Below are 18440 nucleotides of genomic sequence, written 5' to 3' on the forward strand. Positions count from 1 at the left end.
GAACAAGTAAAGCCACGCTTCGAAAAGCAAATAGGCTGAGCAGGCGGCTGGACGGATTTCGCGACGGACTTGTCCGTCCCGGAATCCGGCGGATTGCCGCCTGACGATTTCAGCCATTGCATGAGAGACAGTCTGGTTCACATCGTGCCGATCGATCCGATCGGAAACTGCACCCCTGCGCGAACCACGCGCCGACATCACCTACCAGCGCTCAAGCACTGACAAGGGATCGGTCAGCCGGCGAATTAAGGTGTATCCGGCTGAGGTCGGCATGGCTAAGACACGCCGCCACCCACTGTGCATAGGCGTCGATGAAATTTGCGAGAAATTTGCGAGTTTTCTCACTCGTCAGGGCGCCATTCTCATCGAAAATCTCGTCTGCGCGGCCCAAGTAGGCTTCAGGCTGTTGAATGATCAAGACATTGAGGAAAACGAACGTCTGGCGCAGGTGATGATTGGCGCCAAACCCGCCGATTGCGCCTGGTGAGCCGTGATCACCGCTCCCGGTTTTCCGTCCCAAACGCTGGCCCCTTCGGGGCGGGAGCCCACGTAATTGCGTTCTTGAGCGCTCCCGGGATCGACCGGTTGTACTCGGGCGTCACGAACAGGATAGCATCTGACGCTTTGATCCGCTCGCGAAACGCCTGACACGCCCGTGGCGCATTCTCGTCGAGATCTCATTGTAGAGCGGCAGATCACCGATCCCGACAATCTCCAGGCTGAGGTCATTGGGTGCCGTCCGGACGAGTACCTCGGCTATCTTTCGATTGAGCGAGCCGGCGCGAAGGCTTCCAGGCTTCCCACCAGAACAGCGATCTTATGGGACATGGTTGATCTCCCGCTGAAAGCAAATCGTCCGCGGAAGGAATCATTCGCAGCGAAGACAAAATCTATAGCCCGATGGTATCGGCGATACCTTTGGATCGGTTGGTCCGTGAGCAGCTGATGCCACTCGTGTTCATCGAACGAGAAAACGAAGGCTGCTACGTTGGCTTCTGGTTAAGCTGAGAGCGCGCCTCTCTGCGCGATCTGCATTGCCGAACTGTTCCATCCAATCCCAAAGTATCGGCGACACCTTCAGACAATAGACTCCGTTCGGCTCGGCGGTAGCGTTGCGAACCTTCGTGGGAAGAAGCCGATGCGACGGGCTTTCTCCAGAGATGCCGGCTCCCAAATGTTTTTGCGAGGATCTCATGCACGACACGACCACCACTTCACACCGCACCGTATTGCGAGAAACCGCCGACCCCAGTTCGCTTGGGCTCGCAGCCGCTGCAACCGCAGTTCGTAACGGCGACATCACGTCGGAGGTCTACGTTACGGCGCTCCTGCGGCGCGCCCGAGCGCTTGCCGACCTGAATGCCTTTATCACCATCGACGAGGCCACCGTGCTTGCGGACGCGAGAGACAGGGACAAAGCGCGCGCGGCCGGGGCAGAGGCGCCGCTTCTGGGCGTGCCCCTCGGGGTGAAGGACAGCTATCTGACGAAAGGGCTACCCACGAGCTTTGGTCTCGATAACCTGGCTCACTTTATTCCGCAGGAAGATGCAGACGCCGTCCGCGCAATCAAAGAGGCGGGTGCCCTCGTCTTCGGCAAGAACAATCTGGTGGAGATGTCCTACGGGCTGACCGGCCATAATGAGCGTTACGGGCAAGTGAAGAACCCGCACGCCCGCGATCGCGTAACAGGCGGCTCTTCGAGCGGCTCTGCCGCATCCGTGGCCGCCGGGATTGTACCCGCCTCCTTGGGTGGGGATACGGTCGGCTCGATCCGGGTGCCCGCATCGTTCTGTGGCGTCGTGGGATTCAAGCCAACTACCGGACGGTGGCCGCGTGACGGCGTTGCGCCGATCTCCCACACGCTCGACACGACGGGCGCGTTCGCCCGAAGCGTCGAGGACTGCATTCTTCTGGATAAGGTCGTGACTGGTGAACAGGCTGCGGAAATCTCCGACGGCGGCTACGACCTGAAGGGAGTCCGACTGGCCTTTGCGCCTCGGCAGTTTCTGGATCTGGTGGACTCGGAAGTCGAGACCCGCTTCCGCGACGTAGTTCGGCGGCTGCAGGACGCCGGCGCCGAGGTCGTTGAGGTAGACCTTGGCGACGATTTCAATGGTCTCATCCAAACCGCGACATGGGGCATCTTCGCTCATGAGACGATGGGTGCGATCTCGGAATTCCTTCGCCGCCACGACATTCCGACCACGTTCGAGACGATTTACGAGGGCTTGAAGCCCCAACTTCGTCAGGCGTGGGGGCACACCGTACTGCCGGGCGGTGCAGGCGCTACCTCGGCAGAGGCCTATCAGACGGCGCTCAACGTGAGCCGGCCGGAAATCCAACGCCGTCTCAATAAGGCCTTCGTCTCTCATGGTGCGCAGGTCATTCTGCAACCGACCACGCCCTGCACGGCGCCTTTGATTGAGGAGCAGGCGACCGTCCATATCGCGGGGCAGGAAGTCAGCTACCTCGGCTTGGCGAACCACACCGTGTCGGCGAGCAACGTGGGGCTGCCGGGTATCAGCCTTCCTGTGGGCCTATCCCGCGCGGGCCTTCCGATCGGCCTTGAGCTGGACGCCCCCTTAGGAAGCGACCGGGCGCTTTTGGACCTTGCCCGCCGGATTGAGGACGTCTTGGGCACCAAGCCGACCGCGATCTGACGCCGTGGGCCCTTCGCATGGCGAAGGGGCCACCTGCAAACAACGACAACCGATAGAGGATCAACAGATGGCTAATGCACTTTACTCAACGCGTGCCATTACGGTCGAGCACGTGACCATCCGCTCGACAAAGCCTTTCAAGGACGTTCGAGCCAAGCTCGCGACCTTGGCCCCCCGCATCGACGACGGGATCTTCACTCTCCTGCGATACGGTGAAAGCACGCGCGCGCTTCGAGAGTTGGAGGCAAGTTCGCCACTCACCATTTTCGGCCAGCGTGACCATGGGGCGCTGCTGGCGATTGCTGGGCAGACGCGCCGATCCATCCAGTACGATATCGGGAATCCGCTCACCGCATCCAAGATGACCCGCCATCAACTGTCGGCGGGACTCTATGCGCCCATCCGCGTTCTGCTGCGCGAGGACGGCGATGGCGGTGTTGGGTTTGAATATGATCGACCAGCTTCGGTTTTTGGCCAGTTTGGTAACGATGAGGTCAATGTCGTGGCCCAGCAGCTTGATCGCGACCTCCAAGCCTTGTTGGAAGCAGCTGCAACCTGACGGCGGCGGCATATCGGCGGAGTTGATAGAACGATGCGTTTCGAAAAAGGTCATAAGGCGGCGACACAACAGCACATAATCGATGTAGCATCGAAGTGCTTCCGCCGAGGCGGCGTCTCGGCCGCTGGGATTGCGGGGATCATGGCCGAGGCCGGCCTGACCAACGGGGCATTCTATCCCCACTTCGAGTCCAAGGAGGCGCTCGTTCGCGAGGCGCTGGCGAGCGCGCTCGCCAACCAGCAACATAGCCTGGATGAGGATCAACGGAAGGGTCTGGACCTCGAAGGCGCCATTTGGAGGTACCTGAACCGCGCCCACCTCGAAGATCCGGCAGTGGGGTGCCCCTCGGCGGCGTTGCTCCCGGAAATCGCCCGCCAGGTCCTGCCCACTCGGCAGACGTACGAGGAAGGGCTGCAGAGCTACGTTTCGACGCTGGCCGCGCTGCTTCCGGATGCCAGTTCAACGACAAGCGTCCGCCGCGCGACGGCTATCTTCGGCCTAATGGTGGGAACTCTTCAGCTCGCGCGAGCAGTACCTGACACTGCCCAGGCTGAGCAGATTCTGGAAGGTGGTGTCGAGGCTGCGCTGCGTCTGGCGGAAACACCGTCTCCGCAGTGAGGGTGGCCCCCTGTAGTTGCTGCTCTAAGCGTATGGCAACAGTGCGCCGAGGCAAAGCTGCCCCGGTGGAGAGAGCAAGAATGTTTGTGCTGGACTTTGGTAGCCGGCAGTTAAGTCGTCGGCTTACCGGGTCGGACGCGTAACACCATATTCGCAGGGTTTTGTTGCCGACCTGGTAGGCCTTATTCCGCAGCCTCTGCTTTCGATCCAGGGTCTGGAAACCACTTCTCGTCGATATCGTGGTCATGGCTTGGCGGGATCCCCCGTGACAGGACCTCACGCGCAACGCGCAATAAGTAACTGATTGCGGCAACCCAAGTATTCGGAGATTCCGCCGAACGCCTGTCTTTGTACGCCACTGTACGACAATCAAAACAACCTGTTGCCGAGGGCCGATTTCCGGTTCTCTTAATCATCCCCGATCCAGGGACGGCCTAACGCGGTTCCGCAAAGAACGGGGACGACGTGGCTGCTTCTTCCGAGAAATCTGAGGCGATACTTCGCGGGGCCCGCATGCTGCGGACCGCACTCGGCCCCGCTATCGCCGGTTTCCTCGGAGACGCCAGCGTCGTCGAGGTGATGCTCAACCCCGACGGCCGTCTCGGATCGACCGGCTGTCCGAGGGATTGTCCGACACGTGTGAGCGGCTCTCGGCCGCCGACGGCGAGCGCATCGTGCGCCTGGTCGCGCATCATGTCGGCGCCGAGGTTCACGCCGGGACCCCCCGCGTCTCGGCCGAGCTGCCGGAAACGGAGAGCGGTTCGAGGGCCTGCTGCCGCCGGTGGTGGCGGCGCCGGCCTTCGCGATCCGCAAACCCGCCGTCGCCGTCTTCACGCTGCAGGACTACGTTGCGGCCGGCACAATGACGGCCGAGCAGGCCGAGATCCTGCGCGAGGCCGTCGCCGATCGCCGCAACATCCTGGTCGCGGGCGGCACGAGCACAGGCAAACATCTTCTGCTCGATACATGCTAACTGACATGGTCACACCAGCGCTCTCAGGCGCTGACCATGGAGCGGGTAGCCTGTAAGTTCAAACGGTTCTGGCGGACATCCGCATGGCCAAGACACGCTGTCACCCACTGGGCGTACGCGTTGAGGAAACTGGTGAGAAATTCTCGAGCCCTCTCATCTGCCAGCGCGCCACTCTCATCGAACATTTCGCTTGCGTGGCTCAAGTAGGCTTCAGGTTGCTTCATGACCAGCACGTTGAGGAAAACGAACATCTGGCGGAGGTGGTGATTGGCGCCAAATCCTCCGATTGCTCCCGGTGAAGCCGTGATCACCCCACCTGGCTTTCCGTTCCACACGCTCGCCCCATATGGACGGGAGCCCACGTCAATTGCGTTCTTGAGCGCCCCCGGAACGGACCGGTTGTACTCTGGCGTCACGAAGAGAACGGCGTCTGCCGCTTTGATTCGTTCGCGGAATTCCTGCGACTCCGGCGGCGTGTTCTCCTCGATGTCTTCATTGTAGAACGGCAGATCAGCGATCCCGACAATCTCCAGGCTGAGGTCATTGGGTCGCAGCCGGACAAGCTGGTCGGCTATCTTCCGATTAAGCGAATCGGCGCGGAGGCTTCCCACCTGAACAGCGATCTTATGGGGCATGGTTGATCTCCTATTGGTACCGGGGAAGGGAATTGAGTCCACCCGTCTCCTTAGAGTGCGGTACAGAAATCGGCTCTCAACAGAGACAAATCTATTGTTCGATGGTATCGGCGATACTATCGGACCGGTGCTGTTTGCGGGACAGCGGAATATTGAGATTTGACTGCTGGGCGTTCACCGAACGACGAAGCCGCTGCTAGGTAGCAAGCAAATATCGGCTTCCGGCCAACCCGGGGGTGCCCGAGGTCTTCATTGACGGCACGCATCAACCAATCCCAAAGTATTGGCGACACCTTCATACAATAGACTCCATGCGGCTAGGCAGTAGCGTTGCGGATCGCCATCCGTTGCGAATTTGAAGAGTGGCTGTCATGACGACGCCGAACGCGCTGACACCAAGCAAGATTCTGTTTCTTGGTACCGGCCTTGCCGGGTCACTGTTCATCAGCCTGTCGGCGCAGTTCGCCTCGACCAATATCGCCGACGTCCAAGGTGGTCTGTTTTCCACGTCCGACGAGGCGTCGTGGGTCTTGACGGTTTACACTATGGCCAGTTTTGCGGGGATCGTCGCCTCGGGCCCTCTCATCAAGTTCCTTGGCATCGGTCGATACCTCGAGGTGAGCGCCGCCATCTTCGCCATCGCTGCGTTGGCTTGCGCCACCGCGCCCGATCTCTGGGTGATGGTCGCTCTACGCACGATCCAGGGTTTCGTGGCCGGCGGTTTCGGTCCTGCGGCATTCGTCGCCGTCTTCATGGTTGCGGGCGGGCCGCGGCTTCCGTTCGGCGTGACGTTGCTCTCTTTCGTGCTTCTGTTCCCTGGCTCACTAGGGCCGGTCGTCGCGGGGTTTGCCGAAGACAACTTTGGCTGGCAGACGCTGTTCCTGATCCAGGCCGGACTCGGCGCGACGCTGGCCCTCGCGGCCCATGCCTGGATGCCACATCAGGAACGTCCGGATTGGTCGGCCCTCAAGACCGATTGGATCGCAGTGATCCTGCTATCGCTTGCCCTGGCGACGCTAATGCTCGTGCTCAGTCAGGGTACGCGGCGTTTCTGGTTCGAAAACGAAATGATTTTCTGGGGCACAGCAGCATCGATCGCAGCGTGGGTCGGGTTCGCGTTTCTGGTGCGGTTCTCACCGCTGCCGATTATGTCGCCCCGGCTGCTGGTCACACGAAAATTCGGCATCCCGATCGCGCTCAATTTGGTGTTTCGCGTCAGCCTGGTCGTGACCTCCTATCTCGTTCCACAGTTCCTTGCGGTCGTTCAAGGCTATCGGCCCTTGGAGGTGGCCGAGCTGATGCTTTGGGCGGCAATCCCGCAGCTCCTCGCATTGCCGCTGGTCTGGCAGTTGATGCATCGTCTCGACATGCGCGTAGTCATGGGGCTCGGTTTTTCGCTCTGCGCCATCGGGACGGCGTTGGTGGTGGGCAGCACCGCTCTCGTCGCCGCCGAGCAATTCCGTCTGATGCTGGTGGTCTTCTCGGTAGGCCAGTTGCTGTTCCTGACGCCGGCCATGGTCGTCGGCACGTCCTTGCTGAAGCCCGCGGATCTTCCGACAGCCTCCCTTACTTTCAACGCGACGACGCTCGGCGGCGTCACTCTCGGTATCGGCGTGGTGTCCCATTTCGTCACCGAGCGCGAAAAATTTCACTCCAACGTCATTACCGAGAATGTGTCACTGTACCACACGATCGATGCTGATCGTCTGACGGCCGTCGCGGGAGCACTTGGGAACCGGCTTGTTGACGACAACGGCACGACAGCCCGCGCGGTCGCGCTCTTGTCTTCGACCGCACGACGCGAGGCGTGGGTCCTGGCGTTCAATGAGGCCTTCCTTCTGGTCGTCGCTATGTTGTTGATCGGTGCAATCGCGACCGTCGCGATCGGCCGCTCGCCACCCTTGCGCCCGCCGAGCGGTGGCGCAGGAGCGCAACCATGAAGCTGCTAAGCGCCGGATTGAGCAGTCTTCTCGTAGCAGGAGCCGTGTTCGCCGCTGCGGCGACTTCGTTACATCCGGGCCGATGGCTCATGGTTCTCAGTTCGACGTCGACCGACAATGCTTACGTACGCGGTGATGTCACACCCATCAGTCCGAAGGTCGGCGGCTACATCATCGAGGTCGCCGTGAGTGATAACCAGGCGGTGAAAGCTGGGGACATCCTGTTCCGGATCGATGACCGCGACTATCGCGCTCGGGTTGACCAAGCTGCCGCCGGAGTGGCAATGCAGCGCGCCTTGCTCGCCAATCTAACCAGCCGGATGGACCTGCAGCGCGCCGTTATTGAACAGGCAATCGCCGCCCTACAAGGCGCCGAAGCCGACGCCCACCGCGCCGCGCGCGATTTCGCGCGTGTTCACAAACTGACCACAGGCGGTTGGGCCTCGCAGTCAATAAGCGACCAAACGGAAGCGGACCATCTACGGGCGCGCGCGAAGATCGCCGAATTCCAGGCAAACCTGGCTGCGGCTCGGCAGCAGATGCAGGTGCTCGAGACTCAGCGCCCGCAGATCGAAGCCGACATTGCCGCAGCGACGGCGGCTCTTGAACTGGCCGAGATCGAACTTGAAAGTACGGTCGTGCGGTCGCCCGCTGACGGTTGGGTGAGTGAACGCCAGGCCAGGGTCGGGCAATATGTCCGCGCGGGTACCCTGCTGGTTGCGGTCGTGCCTCGAATTTTCTGGGTCATAGCCAATTTCAAGGAGACGCAGATTGCGGGGCTACGGGCTGGAGACTGTATGGCGATCTCGATCGACGCCCTCCCCGGGAGAGAATTCAAGGGGCGCGTCGAGAGCCTGTCGCCGGCCAGCGGAGCGCAGTTCGCGCTCCTGCCGCCCGACAATGCGACCGGTAATTTCACCCGCATCGTCCAGCGTATACCGGTCAAGATCACCTTCGATCCAGGGCAACCGGACCTCGTTCGTCTGCGGCCCGGCATGTCGGCTGTGGTGGTTCTGTCCTCCGGAACCCAAGACCTGACCATAGCGCGAGTTGGTGCTTCCAAACGCTAGGCTGCTCCCCGAGGGGATGTTTGGTTGCAGACAATGGCTGCTCCGGTCGGCATTTGCCGTGCATCCTTGATACCAGGACCGCCCGCTGGTCATGCAAGCCGATGCGAAAGTATCGCCAACACCTTCGTGCAATAGCATCGTGGCAGCTGTTGTTACATCTGTTGTGCAAGGGCTGAACATCCGCCCTGGCAACCCCGTGACGTCCCGCGAAATTTGGACCCAACGTCGAAATAGTGGAGCAGGTGATGAAATACGCAAAGACCAAGGAAGCGGTCAGCAAGCTCACGCCGGCGCAGTATCGCGTGACCCAGGAGCATGGAACCGAGCGCCCCTTCACAGGGGAGTATCATGACAACAAGGAACCGGGCATTTATGTCGACGTCGTTTCCGGCGAACCGCTGTTTTCCTCGACCGACAAGTTCGACTCCGGAACCGGCTGGCCGAGCTTCACCAGACCGATCGAGGCGGCAAACGTCAACGAACTGCGAGACGACTCGCATGGTATGATCCGCACCGAAGTTCGCTCGGTGCATGGCGACAGTCACCTTGGCCATCTCTTTCCCGATGGTCCCGAAGACCAGGGTGGGTTGCGCTACTGCATCAATTCCGCGGCGTTGCGCTTCATTCCGCGCGACGAAATGGAGGCCGAGGGCTACGGCGCCTACCTCAACCTCGTAAAGGGAGATCTAGAATGACCGAGAAAGCTGTTCTGGCGGGCGGTTGCTTCTGGGGCATGCAGGGCCTGATCCGCAAGCTGCCGGGCGTCGTCCGCACCCGCGTCGGATATACCGGCGGCGACGTGCCCAACGCGACCTACCGCAATCACGGCAACCATGCCGAGGGCATAGAAATCATCTTCGACCCATCGAAAATCAGCTATCGTCGAATACTGGAGTACTTCTTCCAGATTCATGATCCCACCACGACAGACCGACAAGGCAACGACTACGGAAGTTCCTACCGGTCGGCGATCTACTACGCGGACGATGAGCAGAGGCGGATAGCCGAAGATACAATCGCGGATGTGGACGCTTCGGGATTGTGGCCAGGCAGAGTGGTGACCGAGGTGGAGCCGGCGGGAGACTTCTGGGAAGCGGAGCCGGAGCACCAGGACTACCTGGAGCGCTATCCCGGCGGCTACAGTTGCCACTACCCACGCTCGGACTGGGTGCTGCCTCGGCGGGCCGCGGCAGAATAGCCGGCAAGCTCGTCTGCATCCGTAAAGAACGGGGAGCCGATACACATTCCGTCGTCCTTCGTCGATGCGGCCGGCTCCGATGCGAAGGCATTCAGCCAAGAGGTTTGCCGTAGGCCAAGTTACATTCCTCGCCGACAAGCACACCAGCCGAGGGAGAGGCAAGAGTTAAAAGGCAGAGATGACCAAGGCAGACGAGCTCTCGGCTTTCCTCGACAGCCTTGGAAAGCTTCCCAATGGCTTCTCACGGGGCAGCTATGGCGGATCGGCCTATGGCGTCACCATCGACCGGTCGACTGGCTGCACCAGGCTGTTCACCCGTGAACTCGGGGGCCGCGACATCGTCAGCTTCAATCTCTATCGTACCCCGGCGGGCGAGGTTCACCTGCGGCCGTGCGAAATGTCTTCGGCCAAGGTGATCGACTTCGTCCGCGGCTTCTCCGCAGACTCATCGGGGGCGATTGCCAAATGAGCGAACTCCTCGTGAACATATCAGGGTCGAGCCTTGCGGAAGCAAGCAAGGATACCTGGGCGGGTGTTGCTTTACTTGGGGTGTTGGGATTTGTCCTCGGCTTCGCGCTTAACCAAGGATCGATTTGCACCGTCATTGCCACGAGGGAACTGGTTTCGGAGAAGAGGCCGGCGCGATTCATCGTGCTTGTCGAGGGCGCCTTGTTGGCGGCGCTCGTCTACGCAATCCTCAAAGCGTCGCCGATGATGCCGCAAGGTTGGTTGCCACTCATCTATCTGGTTCCGGCAACCATGTTGTTCGGGCTTGGTACGTATCTGAACGGTGCATGCGTGTTCGGGTCGGTTGGGCATATAGGAAATGGCGAAATTGACTTCGGATTCGCGTTTCTCGGCATCCTTGCGGTGTTTTACGCCGAATCTCTGTTCGACCTGGTTCCGGATCAGCCGCCTACAAGTGCTTCGCTCCCGGTTGGGCCGGCGCCCATCGCATTTGCATTGTTGGCCGTTCTGGCACTGAGGTTCGGTGTATCACGAAGGAGCGAGTCCAATTTCATGCGGTTGACCTTGTCGATGGGAGCAATCGGGATCACCTTTACGCTGGTGGCCATTTTCGAACCTGGGTTCTCGATCACAGCACCGATCGGATCGATCGTTTCGATTCCTGTCGCCGGCGCCGTGATTTCTGTCTGCATGTTCGCGGGCACCTTTTCTTCAGCAAGATTTATGAAGCGGCGCTTCACGCTGAAATGGCCGACAGTCAAGATTGCAGTCAGAAGAACGCTTGCGGGTATCCTTATGGGATTGGGTGCGCTGCTTATTCCCGGCGGGAACGATACGCTGCTGATGATTGGTTTGCCCATGGGCGCATGGCAGGCCGTGGTTGCTTATGTACTTTTCGTTGCGACGCTCGCCGTCCTCATCGCCAAATTCGGTTCAATGGCAAGGTCCTGGTCATGACGGCGGCCACGTATCGGAGCGGACATTGAAAAACCAGTTGAGCTGCGCCGACTGAGTATTCGCTGTTGGCCGGGATCCGAAACCAACGTGACATCGTGCGTAAATGTCACCGTCCTGCTGTAGATTGGTGCCAACAGCCTGGTCGCTCCTTGTGAAGGCTTTCAGAAGGCGGCCCCGGTGCCGCGGCCATCACTGCGACAGGCCGGCATGCGAAACCCTTCACACAACCGGACATGGCTGCACGGAATCACCTTCACGTGCCAATCAGGCCGAGCCGTGCTGCCATATTGACCAGATCAGGAAGGGAGCGGGCCTTCATTTTGCGCATCACCTGCCCTCGATGAGCTTTCACGGTAATTTCGCTGATGCCGAGTTCGAAGCCGACCTGCTTGTTCAGCAGGCCGCCTACCACCCCTGCCATGACCTCCTGCTCGCGTCGGCTGAGTGATGCATAACGACCGCGTAGCGCTTGCATCTCCAGTTGTAGTTCGAGCGCCACCCTGCTCCGTTCCAGCGCATCGCTGACGGCAGCCAGCAGTGCATCGGTATGGAACGGCTTCAACAGAAACTCGATAGCACCCGCTTTCATCGCCTTGACGGTCATCGCCACGTCGCCGAATCCGGTGACGAAGATGATCGGCATATCGGCTCGCTCGACAGCGATGAGCTTCTGCAGGTCAAGCCCGCTAATGTCCGGAAGGTTGACGTCAAGGATCAGGCAGTTGGGAACATCAGGTCGCGGGTGACAGAAGAAGGCCAGAGCGGACCCAAAGACTTCAGGGCGCCAGCCCGCAGAGTGGATGAGCGACCCCAGCGACTCGCGCACGGACATGTCGTCGTCGACCACGAATACGACAGGCGTGTCCGGCAGCGCGGACGGCCTTGCTCTGGAATCTCCCGCTGGTTGCGCGCATGGAAAGCCGGCGGCAACGGCCTGCCTGAGTTCGCAAAATCTATCCATGGCGAGGCTCCTGAGTTCGGCATTCTGTAACCTGGCTGGGAGCGTAGGACGACGAGCTTTGCCCGGGTGGCGGTATGGCCTGGCGGCGCGTCGACCTCTTCAAGCAACTGCTGGATCATTCTGGGATTTCCACGCCGGATTCGCTATCCAACGATCGGAAGGGGCGCTTATATCAAGGTATGAGCGGCCACGCGGCGTCACACTTTTGTTTGATGAATACCCGCAGTTCTGACATGCTGTTCAGCCGCGATGCCGCTCCTCTCGGATCAAAAAGCCGTTGTCCATGTGGTCGACGATGACGCGTCGATGCGGGAAGCTTTGCAAACCCTGCTGCTGTCGATCGGGATTGAGGCGCTGACATACGCAACCGCACAAGATTTCCTGACCGCGGCGGTTCCGGATGCTCCAGGCTGCCTTGTCATTGACATCCGCCTGCCTGATATCAACGGGCTGGATTTCCAGGCGCAGCTGTCGCAGATGGGTATCCAGCTGCCCGTCGTGATGATGACGGGATATGGCGACATCCCCATGTCGGTTCGCGCCATGAAGCACGGCGCTGTGGACTTCCTGCCGAAGCCATTCAAAGATCAGGATATGCTCGACGCCGTGTTGGCGGCGATTGAGCGCGACCGGCAACGGCGCGCAATCGATGGCGACGTTTCGAAGATGCGCGAGCGGTTTGCTACTCTGTCGGCGCGGGAGCAGCAGGTGATGCTGCTGGTTACGGAAGGCAAGATGAACAAGCAGGTGGCCGGCGACCTCGGCATCAGCGAGATCACGGCCAAGATCCATCGCGGCGCGGCGATGCGCAAGATGGGCGCGAGGACGCTGGCGGACCTCGTCCGTATGGCTGATGCGATCAATCCCAGGCGGCGGCCGTAGGCGACCGATAACACTCCCGTATAGGTTTCTCATCGAGACAAGGCATGCCACAGTTGCCATTCTTGCTGTTCGCGCTGGCTCGAATAGGGAAAGGACGATGTGTCACGAGAGCTGCTGATCGCGGTCGTCGATGATGACGAATCGTTCCGCACGGCTCTCATCGACAGCCTTGGTTCGCTCGGTTATGCCGCGCGCGGATTCACATCTGCGGACGACTTCCTGGCCGGGCAGGCGGATGCGTCCTCCAACTGCGTCATTACCGATGTTCACATGCCTGGCATGAGCGGTCTTGATCTCGCCCGGCTGCTCGCCGGACGCCGCCGAAAGATGCCCGTGATACTTGTCACCGCTCGCTCGGAACCCGGGATCGACGATCGTGCGGCAGAAAGCGGCGCAATCTGCCTGCTTCGAAAGCCGTTCAAAACACGCGAATTGATGACCTGCCTGGAAAAGGCCCTGAGGCCTTAGCGGCCGGCCGGAATTGGCAGGGACGGGCGCGCCACCATACACAACGCCTCGGCCTGTTCCGGACGGCTTGTCACCACACGATCTGTCGCGCATTCTCACGAAATTTGCTAGGATATCCGTAACGGACCTTGCTCCAATGACGGAAAGCCAGGGCTTAGCTTTTGTGCCGGCCTCGCGCTCCCTCGAACCGCAGGTCCTGGCGAACGTTCCCCCAACCCCTGGTCAGCGCCGAATCGCGCGTGCCTTTCTAATAGCCCTGTTGATCATTCTTCTCGGCACATGGCCCATTGCCGCCGTCCGCTTGCCTGAAGTCCATGCGTTCGTGCCGACCCTTGCTGCCGCCTTGTTTGTCAGCGACTGCGTGACCGCCGCCCTTCTGTTCGCCCAGTTCTATATCTTACGCCAATGGGCGCTCCTGGTGATCGCTAGCGGCTATTGGTTCAGCGCGCTGATTGTTGTCGCACATGCGCTGGCATTTCCCGGTGCGTTCACGCCAACCGGCGTCCTCGGTTCAGGATTACAGTCGGCGGTATGGCTCTACTGGTTTTGGCATTCAGGGCTGCCCCTCGCCATCATCGGCTATGCCCTGCTCAAGGATAGCAGCCGCGCGGCGGACGTCCGCATCACTGGACGCGCCATCGGCACAAGCGTTGCGAGTATTCTCGCCCTCGTCATTCTTCTGTTCTGGTTCGTGACGCAGCATGACGAACTGCTACCGATAACCTTCGTGGACGTTCGTCCTCTCAGCCTATTTCGCCGCATCGTTGGCGGTATGGTGATCCTGGCATTGGGCGGTATCGCGCTATCGCTGCTGTGGCCGCGCCAGCGTTCTCTGCTCGACCAGTGGCTTGTCGTTGCCTTGTGCGCGCTGCTCCTCGAGGTGGCGCTCGCCTCCGTGCTCAGCGCGGGCCGCTACAATCTTGCCTGGTATGCCGGCCGTTTTTACCAGCTTGTGACGGCCACTGTCGTGATGGTGGTGTTGATCACCGAGATGGCTCGTCTTTATGCGGGCCTCGCCCGATCGAACGCCATGCTGCAGGACGAGCGCATGAGACTGCAGCGCGCCATCGATGCGCAGCTTCGTGAGCGCGCAGCTCGACTGATGACAGGCGACGCCGTCGCCGCCACGATTGCACATGAGGTCAAGCAGCCGTTGGCCGCCATGATAACGAGATCCGAAACCGGGCTGCGCTGGCTTGATCGCGCTGATCCCGATCTGGACAAGGCAAGAACGGAGTTCACCAGGATCGCCGCCGACGGGCATCGCGCGGCCGCAGTGATCGAGAGCATCAGGGCGAACTTTCGCAGGGATGATCGCGTCAGAACCCTATTCGACATCAACTACCTCATCAAAGATGCTATCGAATTGCTCCAGGACGACCTGAAACGCCACCAGATATCCGTCAGGGTTGAGCCAGGCGTGCAGCCGCTGCAGGTGTTGGGCGATCAAATTCAGGTGCAGCAGGTGCTTCTAAATCTGATCACGAATGCGATCGAGGCCATGACCACAGTGGACGGTCCGCGCGACCTCACCGTCAGCTCCAGCCTGCGCGATGATGGCGGTGCGATGATTTCGGTATCCGATACAGGCACGGGCATAGACGCGCAGCACCGGCAGAAGCTGTTCAATCCTCTCTTCACGACAAAATCCGGCGGCATGGGAATGGGCCTGTCGATCTGCCGTTCCATCGTAGAAGCACATGACGGTATGATCTGGGTCTCGCCCAACGCACCGCGCGGCTCGGTATTTCAAGTCGTTCTAGGCACTGGTAGCGCACCAGCCGCTAGCATGACCTGACGTCCTCGCGCCGGCCGCGGAGAATCCCTTCAGCGCTTGCTACACCGGCGTGCCAGCGCCTCCGCCACCACGATCTCCGGGCCGCCGATACAAAGGTATCGGCATCGCCGGCACCATTGTGCAATGGATTTAGTCCCGTCGACGGTCGAACTCTGTCCACGCATCCGAAACCGATCAAGTAGACAGAGGAGGACGTCATGTCAGGAGCATCATCCCCCACACGGCGCGAACTGCTCGCAGCCACAGCTGCCGCTGGAGTCATCGGCACGCTCCCCGGAACGCTGAGTGTAGCGGCGAGCGGCGACGCAATTCGCCCGTTCACAGTCAACATCCCGCAGGAAGAACTCGACGAGCTTCGCCGGCGCGTCGCCGCTACACGCTTGCCCGACCGTGAAACGGTGACGGACTTCTCGCAGGGCGTGCCGCTCGCAACCATCCAGAAGCTCGCGCAGTACTGGGCGACGGAATACGACTGGCGCAAAGTCGAAGCACGGCTTAACAGCTATCCGAACTTCATCACCGAGATCGACGGGCTGGATATCCACTTCATCCACGTCCGCTCGAAGCATGAGAATGCGCTGCCGGTGATCGTCACGCATGGATGGCCCGGCTCTGTCATCGAGCAGCTGAAGATCATCGATCCGCTGGTCGATCCCACTGCTCATGGCGGCAGCGCGTCGGACGCCTTCGACGTGGTGATCCCGTCGATACCCGGCTACGGATTTTCGGGCAAGCCGACGACGACAGGCTGGGGACCCCAGCGCATCGCAAGCTCCTGGAACGTGCTGATGAAGCGCCTCGGGTACGACAGATATGTCGCCCAGGGCGGCGATTGGGGGGCGATCATCACCGACACGATGGGCGTACAAGCGCCCCCGCAACTGATCGGGATCCACACGAACATGCCGGGCGTGATCACACCTGACATCGACAAGGCTGCCGGGGCCGGCGCGCCTGCGCCGTCCGGCCTGTCCGCCGAAGAGCAGCATGCCTACGAGCAGTTGAAGTTCGTATATACGAAGGGCGTCGGCTACGCATACCAGATGGGGCTGCGCCCGCAGACGCTTTATGGCATTGCGGATTCTCCGGTCGGCCTGGCCGCCTATTTGCTCGACCACGACGCGCGTAGCCTGGAGCTCATCGCACGCTCATTCGACGGGCAGGTCGAAGGCCTGACAAGGGACGATGTCCTCGACAACATTACGCTTACCTGGCTGACGAATACGGGGGTTTCCTCCGGCCGTCTTTACTGGGAGCGGCTCGCCGAGGGCGCCGGGTTCGGCTTCTTCAATGTCAAAGGCGTCACTATCCCGGTTGCCGTGAGCGCCTTCCCCGACGACCTTTTTCAGGCCCCGCGCAGCTGGGCCGAGCAGGCCTACCCCAAGCTTATCTTCTACAACAAGCTCGACAAGGGCGGGCACTTCGCCGCGTGGGAGCAGCCGGCGCTCCTCGTCACTGACATGCGCGCCGGGTTCCGCCAGCTTCGCCAAGCGAGCTGATACGAACGGGGCAGTGGAACGCCGCTACAGATAGACCGGAGTTGCATACACCGGTCTATCGAGCACGACCGAACGCCACCTATTCCTGGGAGACGGAAGATGAACGACATTCCCGGTGGCAGCGAAGCTGCGATTCGGACCTCGACCAAGCGAGGAGTGGACATGAAGCTGGAGGTGGTGGTCATCCCCGTCTCAGATGTGGACCTAGCCAAGCGTTTCTACGACAGCCTCGGCTGGAGGCTCGATGCCGATTTCGCCGGCGATGGGTTTCGGGTCATGCAGTTTACGCCTCCGGGGTCGCCGTGCTCGATAATCTTCGGCCAGGGCGTGACACCGGGCATGTACCTCGTGGTCTCGGACATCGAAGCAGCGCGCGCCGAGTTCGCCGGACGTAGTGTCGAGGTAAGCGAGGTCTACCACTATGCCGGCAACAACCGCGTCAGCGGTCCGGAACCAACCCGGCGGAGCTATGCCTCCTGGGCTTCGTTCAGCGATCCCGATGGGAACGGCTGGCTTTTCCAGGAGGTCACCGCACGCTTACCCGGACGCGTGGATGCCGACAACGCCACATTCGCTTCGTCGACGGACCTTGCAGCTGCACTCCGGCGTGCGGCGGAGGCGCACGGCGAGCACGAAAAGAGGACGGGCGGGCAGCGTGACGAGAATTGGCCGGATTGGTACGCCGACTATATGGTGGCGGAGCAGGCTGGGAAGGCGCTGCCACTCTGAGACCAGCTTCTAGTAGGGTCGAGCATTCGGGTACCATCTCCGTAGCCTTCTTCGGGGCGCCCTGCAAAAGACCCGAACGACTGCGGTGAGTCGGGTCACTTCGATGTCTCAGGGAGCCTTAAGATTCGCTTCTGGCATTCCAAGCCTCGTAGCCGCCGCTCCGCAGTCGGCCCACCTATAAGAAGCTCGCCTGATAGCTGACCGCCATCAATGACGCGCCTCCGACGGCGGCCGCGGTTCGAACGCCCGCGGCTCGCGGGAGAAATTCCATAGTCCAACGAGCCGCCAGTCTTGCGATGCGCCTCAGCAACAGCGAGTTCGTTGCGCGTGATGTGAAACGGCGTGCGCTCCCAGCCATTGGTCGTCTTCACCTCGATCAGCCGATCACTGCCGTCCGTATCGAAGCTCCGGATGTCATAGCCAGCGCCGTCGCCATCGACATGTGAGACCCATCGGACCCGTTCTACAAGATCGGTCCGGCCGGCAGCGAGCAGGCTGGCGCGCTCATGGGTGAGGACACGCTCCTCGCCGGCGCGACCGAGCGTCCGGTTGCGGACGTCTCGCTCGGCGACGTCATACTTCCGGGCGATGGCGGTCATTTGCTCGAGCTCGTCAGGGGGAGGCGCATTGCTGTGCGTCGGCGGCGGACCGATCCACAAGATCGCTTCCTCCTGAAGCGTCGATGGCGCTGGGCCAATTCCGACCCGCGCAACCCGCGCGAGCCAGTCCGGATGTCGATCGAGCCAGCGCACGACCGCATCGACGAGTGAGATCTGGAAATTGAAGGCGGGCTTGTAGCCGGGAATCCAGTCCTCCCCAAGCCCCTTGAGCACTGCGCTGATGTTTTGGTGCTTGTATTCGATCGAACCGCGTGGCCGGCCGATCACCGCCTGCAGCATCCGGTTGTGCTCGGCCTTGTTGTAGGGCCGTTCGGCGAGGTCGTCGGCGAGCATTGCGAAGTAGTCCGCGACGATCGCGTCGTTCTGCTCATCGGTCCAGTCACCGGCCATCTCCGCCATCGTTTC

19 protein-coding genes and 1 pseudogene are annotated in these 18440 nt (G+C 60.9%); 16 read left to right on the forward strand and 4 right to left on the reverse strand.

All coding sequences use genetic code 11. The features are described 5' to 3' along the window. Positions 1 to 271 precede the first annotated feature (271 nt). Positions 272 to 487: a hypothetical protein gene (locus JN280_RS40200; RefSeq protein ID WP_446720809.1), complete on the forward strand. Its 216-nt coding sequence runs from the start codon at positions 272 to 274 to the stop codon at positions 485 to 487. Between the two features lie 7 nt (positions 488 to 494). On the opposite strand, the gene JN280_RS40205 is transcribed toward JN280_RS40200, so the two are convergent. Then, on the reverse strand, positions 495 to 629 hold the full coding sequence (locus JN280_RS40205; RefSeq protein WP_446720834.1) for an NAD(P)H-dependent oxidoreductase: 135 nt from the start codon (positions 627 to 629) through the stop codon (positions 495 to 497). 564 nt (positions 630 to 1193) lie between these two features. Here JN280_RS40205 and JN280_RS03770 point away from each other — a divergent pair. The 4 genes and pseudogenes from JN280_RS03770 to JN280_RS03785 all read left to right on the forward strand — a co-directional run. Continuing rightward, a complete protein-coding gene (locus JN280_RS03770) occupies positions 1194 to 2660 on the forward strand; it encodes an amidase family protein (protein WP_202310174.1) in 1467 nt (488 codons plus the stop codon). 67 nt (positions 2661 to 2727) lie between these two features. Then, entirely contained in the window at positions 2728 to 3219 is a 492-nt protein-coding gene (locus JN280_RS03775) for a DUF302 domain-containing protein (protein ID WP_202310175.1), read from the forward strand. Positions 3220 to 3252: 33 nt separating this feature from the next. Continuing rightward, positions 3253 to 3837, forward strand: a complete 585-nt coding sequence (locus JN280_RS03780) for a TetR/AcrR family transcriptional regulator (RefSeq protein ID WP_202310176.1) — start codon at positions 3253 to 3255, stop codon at positions 3835 to 3837. Positions 3838 to 4350: 513 nt separating this feature from the next. Beyond that, a pseudogene (locus JN280_RS03785) lies at positions 4351 to 4795 on the forward strand (P-type conjugative transfer ATPase TrbB); the annotation flags it as partial. A 38-nt stretch (positions 4796 to 4833) separates the two neighbouring features. Here JN280_RS03785 and JN280_RS03790 read toward each other — a convergent pair. Continuing rightward, positions 4834 to 5445, reverse strand: coding sequence for an NADPH-dependent FMN reductase (locus JN280_RS03790; RefSeq protein WP_202310177.1), 612 nt, complete (start codon positions 5443 to 5445; stop codon positions 4834 to 4836). A gap of 371 nt (positions 5446 to 5816) precedes the next feature. Here JN280_RS03790 and JN280_RS03795 point away from each other — a divergent pair, with 371 nt between their 5' ends. The 6 genes from JN280_RS03795 (at position 5817) to JN280_RS03820 (ending at position 11078) form a co-directional block, all read left to right on the forward strand. After that, a complete protein-coding gene (locus JN280_RS03795; protein WP_202310178.1) occupies positions 5817 to 7385 on the forward strand; it encodes an MFS transporter in 1569 nt (522 codons plus the stop codon). Further along, positions 7382 to 8455 (forward strand): HlyD family secretion protein, encoded by a 1074-nt coding sequence (locus JN280_RS03800; RefSeq protein WP_202310179.1) that lies wholly within the window; start codon positions 7382 to 7384, stop codon positions 8453 to 8455. The genes JN280_RS03795 and JN280_RS03800 overlap by 4 nt, the downstream gene beginning before the upstream one ends. 245 nt (positions 8456 to 8700) lie before the next feature. Next, on the forward strand, positions 8701 to 9150 hold the full coding sequence (msrB, locus tag JN280_RS03805) for a peptide-methionine (R)-S-oxide reductase MsrB (RefSeq protein WP_202310180.1): 450 nt from the start codon (positions 8701 to 8703) through the stop codon (positions 9148 to 9150). Then, on the forward strand, positions 9147 to 9653 hold the full coding sequence (gene msrA / locus JN280_RS03810) for a peptide-methionine (S)-S-oxide reductase MsrA (RefSeq protein WP_202310181.1): 507 nt from the start codon (positions 9147 to 9149) through the stop codon (positions 9651 to 9653). Before msrB ends, msrA begins: the two co-directional genes overlap by 4 nt. A 178-nt stretch (positions 9654 to 9831) precedes the next feature. Beyond that, entirely contained in the window at positions 9832 to 10122 is a 291-nt protein-coding gene (locus JN280_RS03815; RefSeq protein WP_202310182.1) for a hypothetical protein, read from the forward strand. After that, a complete protein-coding gene (locus tag JN280_RS03820; protein WP_202310183.1) occupies positions 10119 to 11078 on the forward strand; it encodes a YeeE/YedE thiosulfate transporter family protein in 960 nt (319 codons plus the stop codon). Before JN280_RS03815 ends, JN280_RS03820 begins: the two co-directional genes overlap by 4 nt. 253 nt (positions 11079 to 11331) lie before the next feature. On the opposite strand, the gene JN280_RS03825 is transcribed toward JN280_RS03820, so the two are convergent. Next, positions 11332 to 12039, reverse strand: coding sequence for a response regulator transcription factor (locus JN280_RS03825; RefSeq protein WP_202310184.1), 708 nt, complete (start codon positions 12037 to 12039; stop codon positions 11332 to 11334). A gap of 249 nt (positions 12040 to 12288) precedes the next feature. Here JN280_RS03825 and JN280_RS03830 point away from each other — a divergent pair, with 249 nt between their 5' ends. The 5 genes from JN280_RS03830 (at position 12289) to JN280_RS03850 (ending at position 17415) form a co-directional block, all read left to right on the forward strand. Further along, complete coding sequence (locus JN280_RS03830) at positions 12289 to 12921, forward strand: response regulator transcription factor (protein ID WP_202310185.1); 633 nt, start codon at positions 12289 to 12291, stop codon at positions 12919 to 12921. Between the two features lie 99 nt (positions 12922 to 13020). Continuing rightward, positions 13021 to 13389: a response regulator transcription factor gene (locus tag JN280_RS03835; protein WP_202310186.1), complete on the forward strand. Its 369-nt coding sequence runs from the start codon at positions 13021 to 13023 to the stop codon at positions 13387 to 13389. Between the two features lie 136 nt (positions 13390 to 13525). Further along, complete coding sequence (locus JN280_RS03840; protein ID WP_202310187.1) at positions 13526 to 15187, forward strand: MASE4 domain-containing protein; 1662 nt, start codon at positions 13526 to 13528, stop codon at positions 15185 to 15187. A gap of 197 nt (positions 15188 to 15384) precedes the next feature. Next, positions 15385 to 16686 carry an epoxide hydrolase family protein gene (locus JN280_RS03845; RefSeq protein ID WP_202310188.1) on the forward strand — a complete coding sequence of 434 codons (1302 nt, stop codon included), beginning with the start codon at positions 15385 to 15387 and terminating at the stop codon, positions 16684 to 16686. Positions 16687 to 16785: 99 nt separating this feature from the next. Further along, on the forward strand, positions 16786 to 17415 hold the full coding sequence (locus tag JN280_RS03850; RefSeq protein WP_202310189.1) for a VOC family protein: 630 nt from the start codon (positions 16786 to 16788) through the stop codon (positions 17413 to 17415). A gap of 95 nt (positions 17416 to 17510) precedes the next feature. On the opposite strand, the gene JN280_RS03855 is transcribed toward JN280_RS03850, so the two are convergent. Continuing rightward, complete coding sequence (locus tag JN280_RS03855; RefSeq protein ID WP_244742921.1) at positions 17511 to 18434, reverse strand: DUF3883 domain-containing protein; 924 nt, start codon at positions 18432 to 18434, stop codon at positions 17511 to 17513. Positions 18435 to 18440 lie beyond the last annotated feature (6 nt).

The organism is Mesorhizobium sp. L-8-10 (genome assembly GCF_016756635.1).
Classification (GTDB): Bacteria; Pseudomonadota; Alphaproteobacteria; order Rhizobiales; family Rhizobiaceae.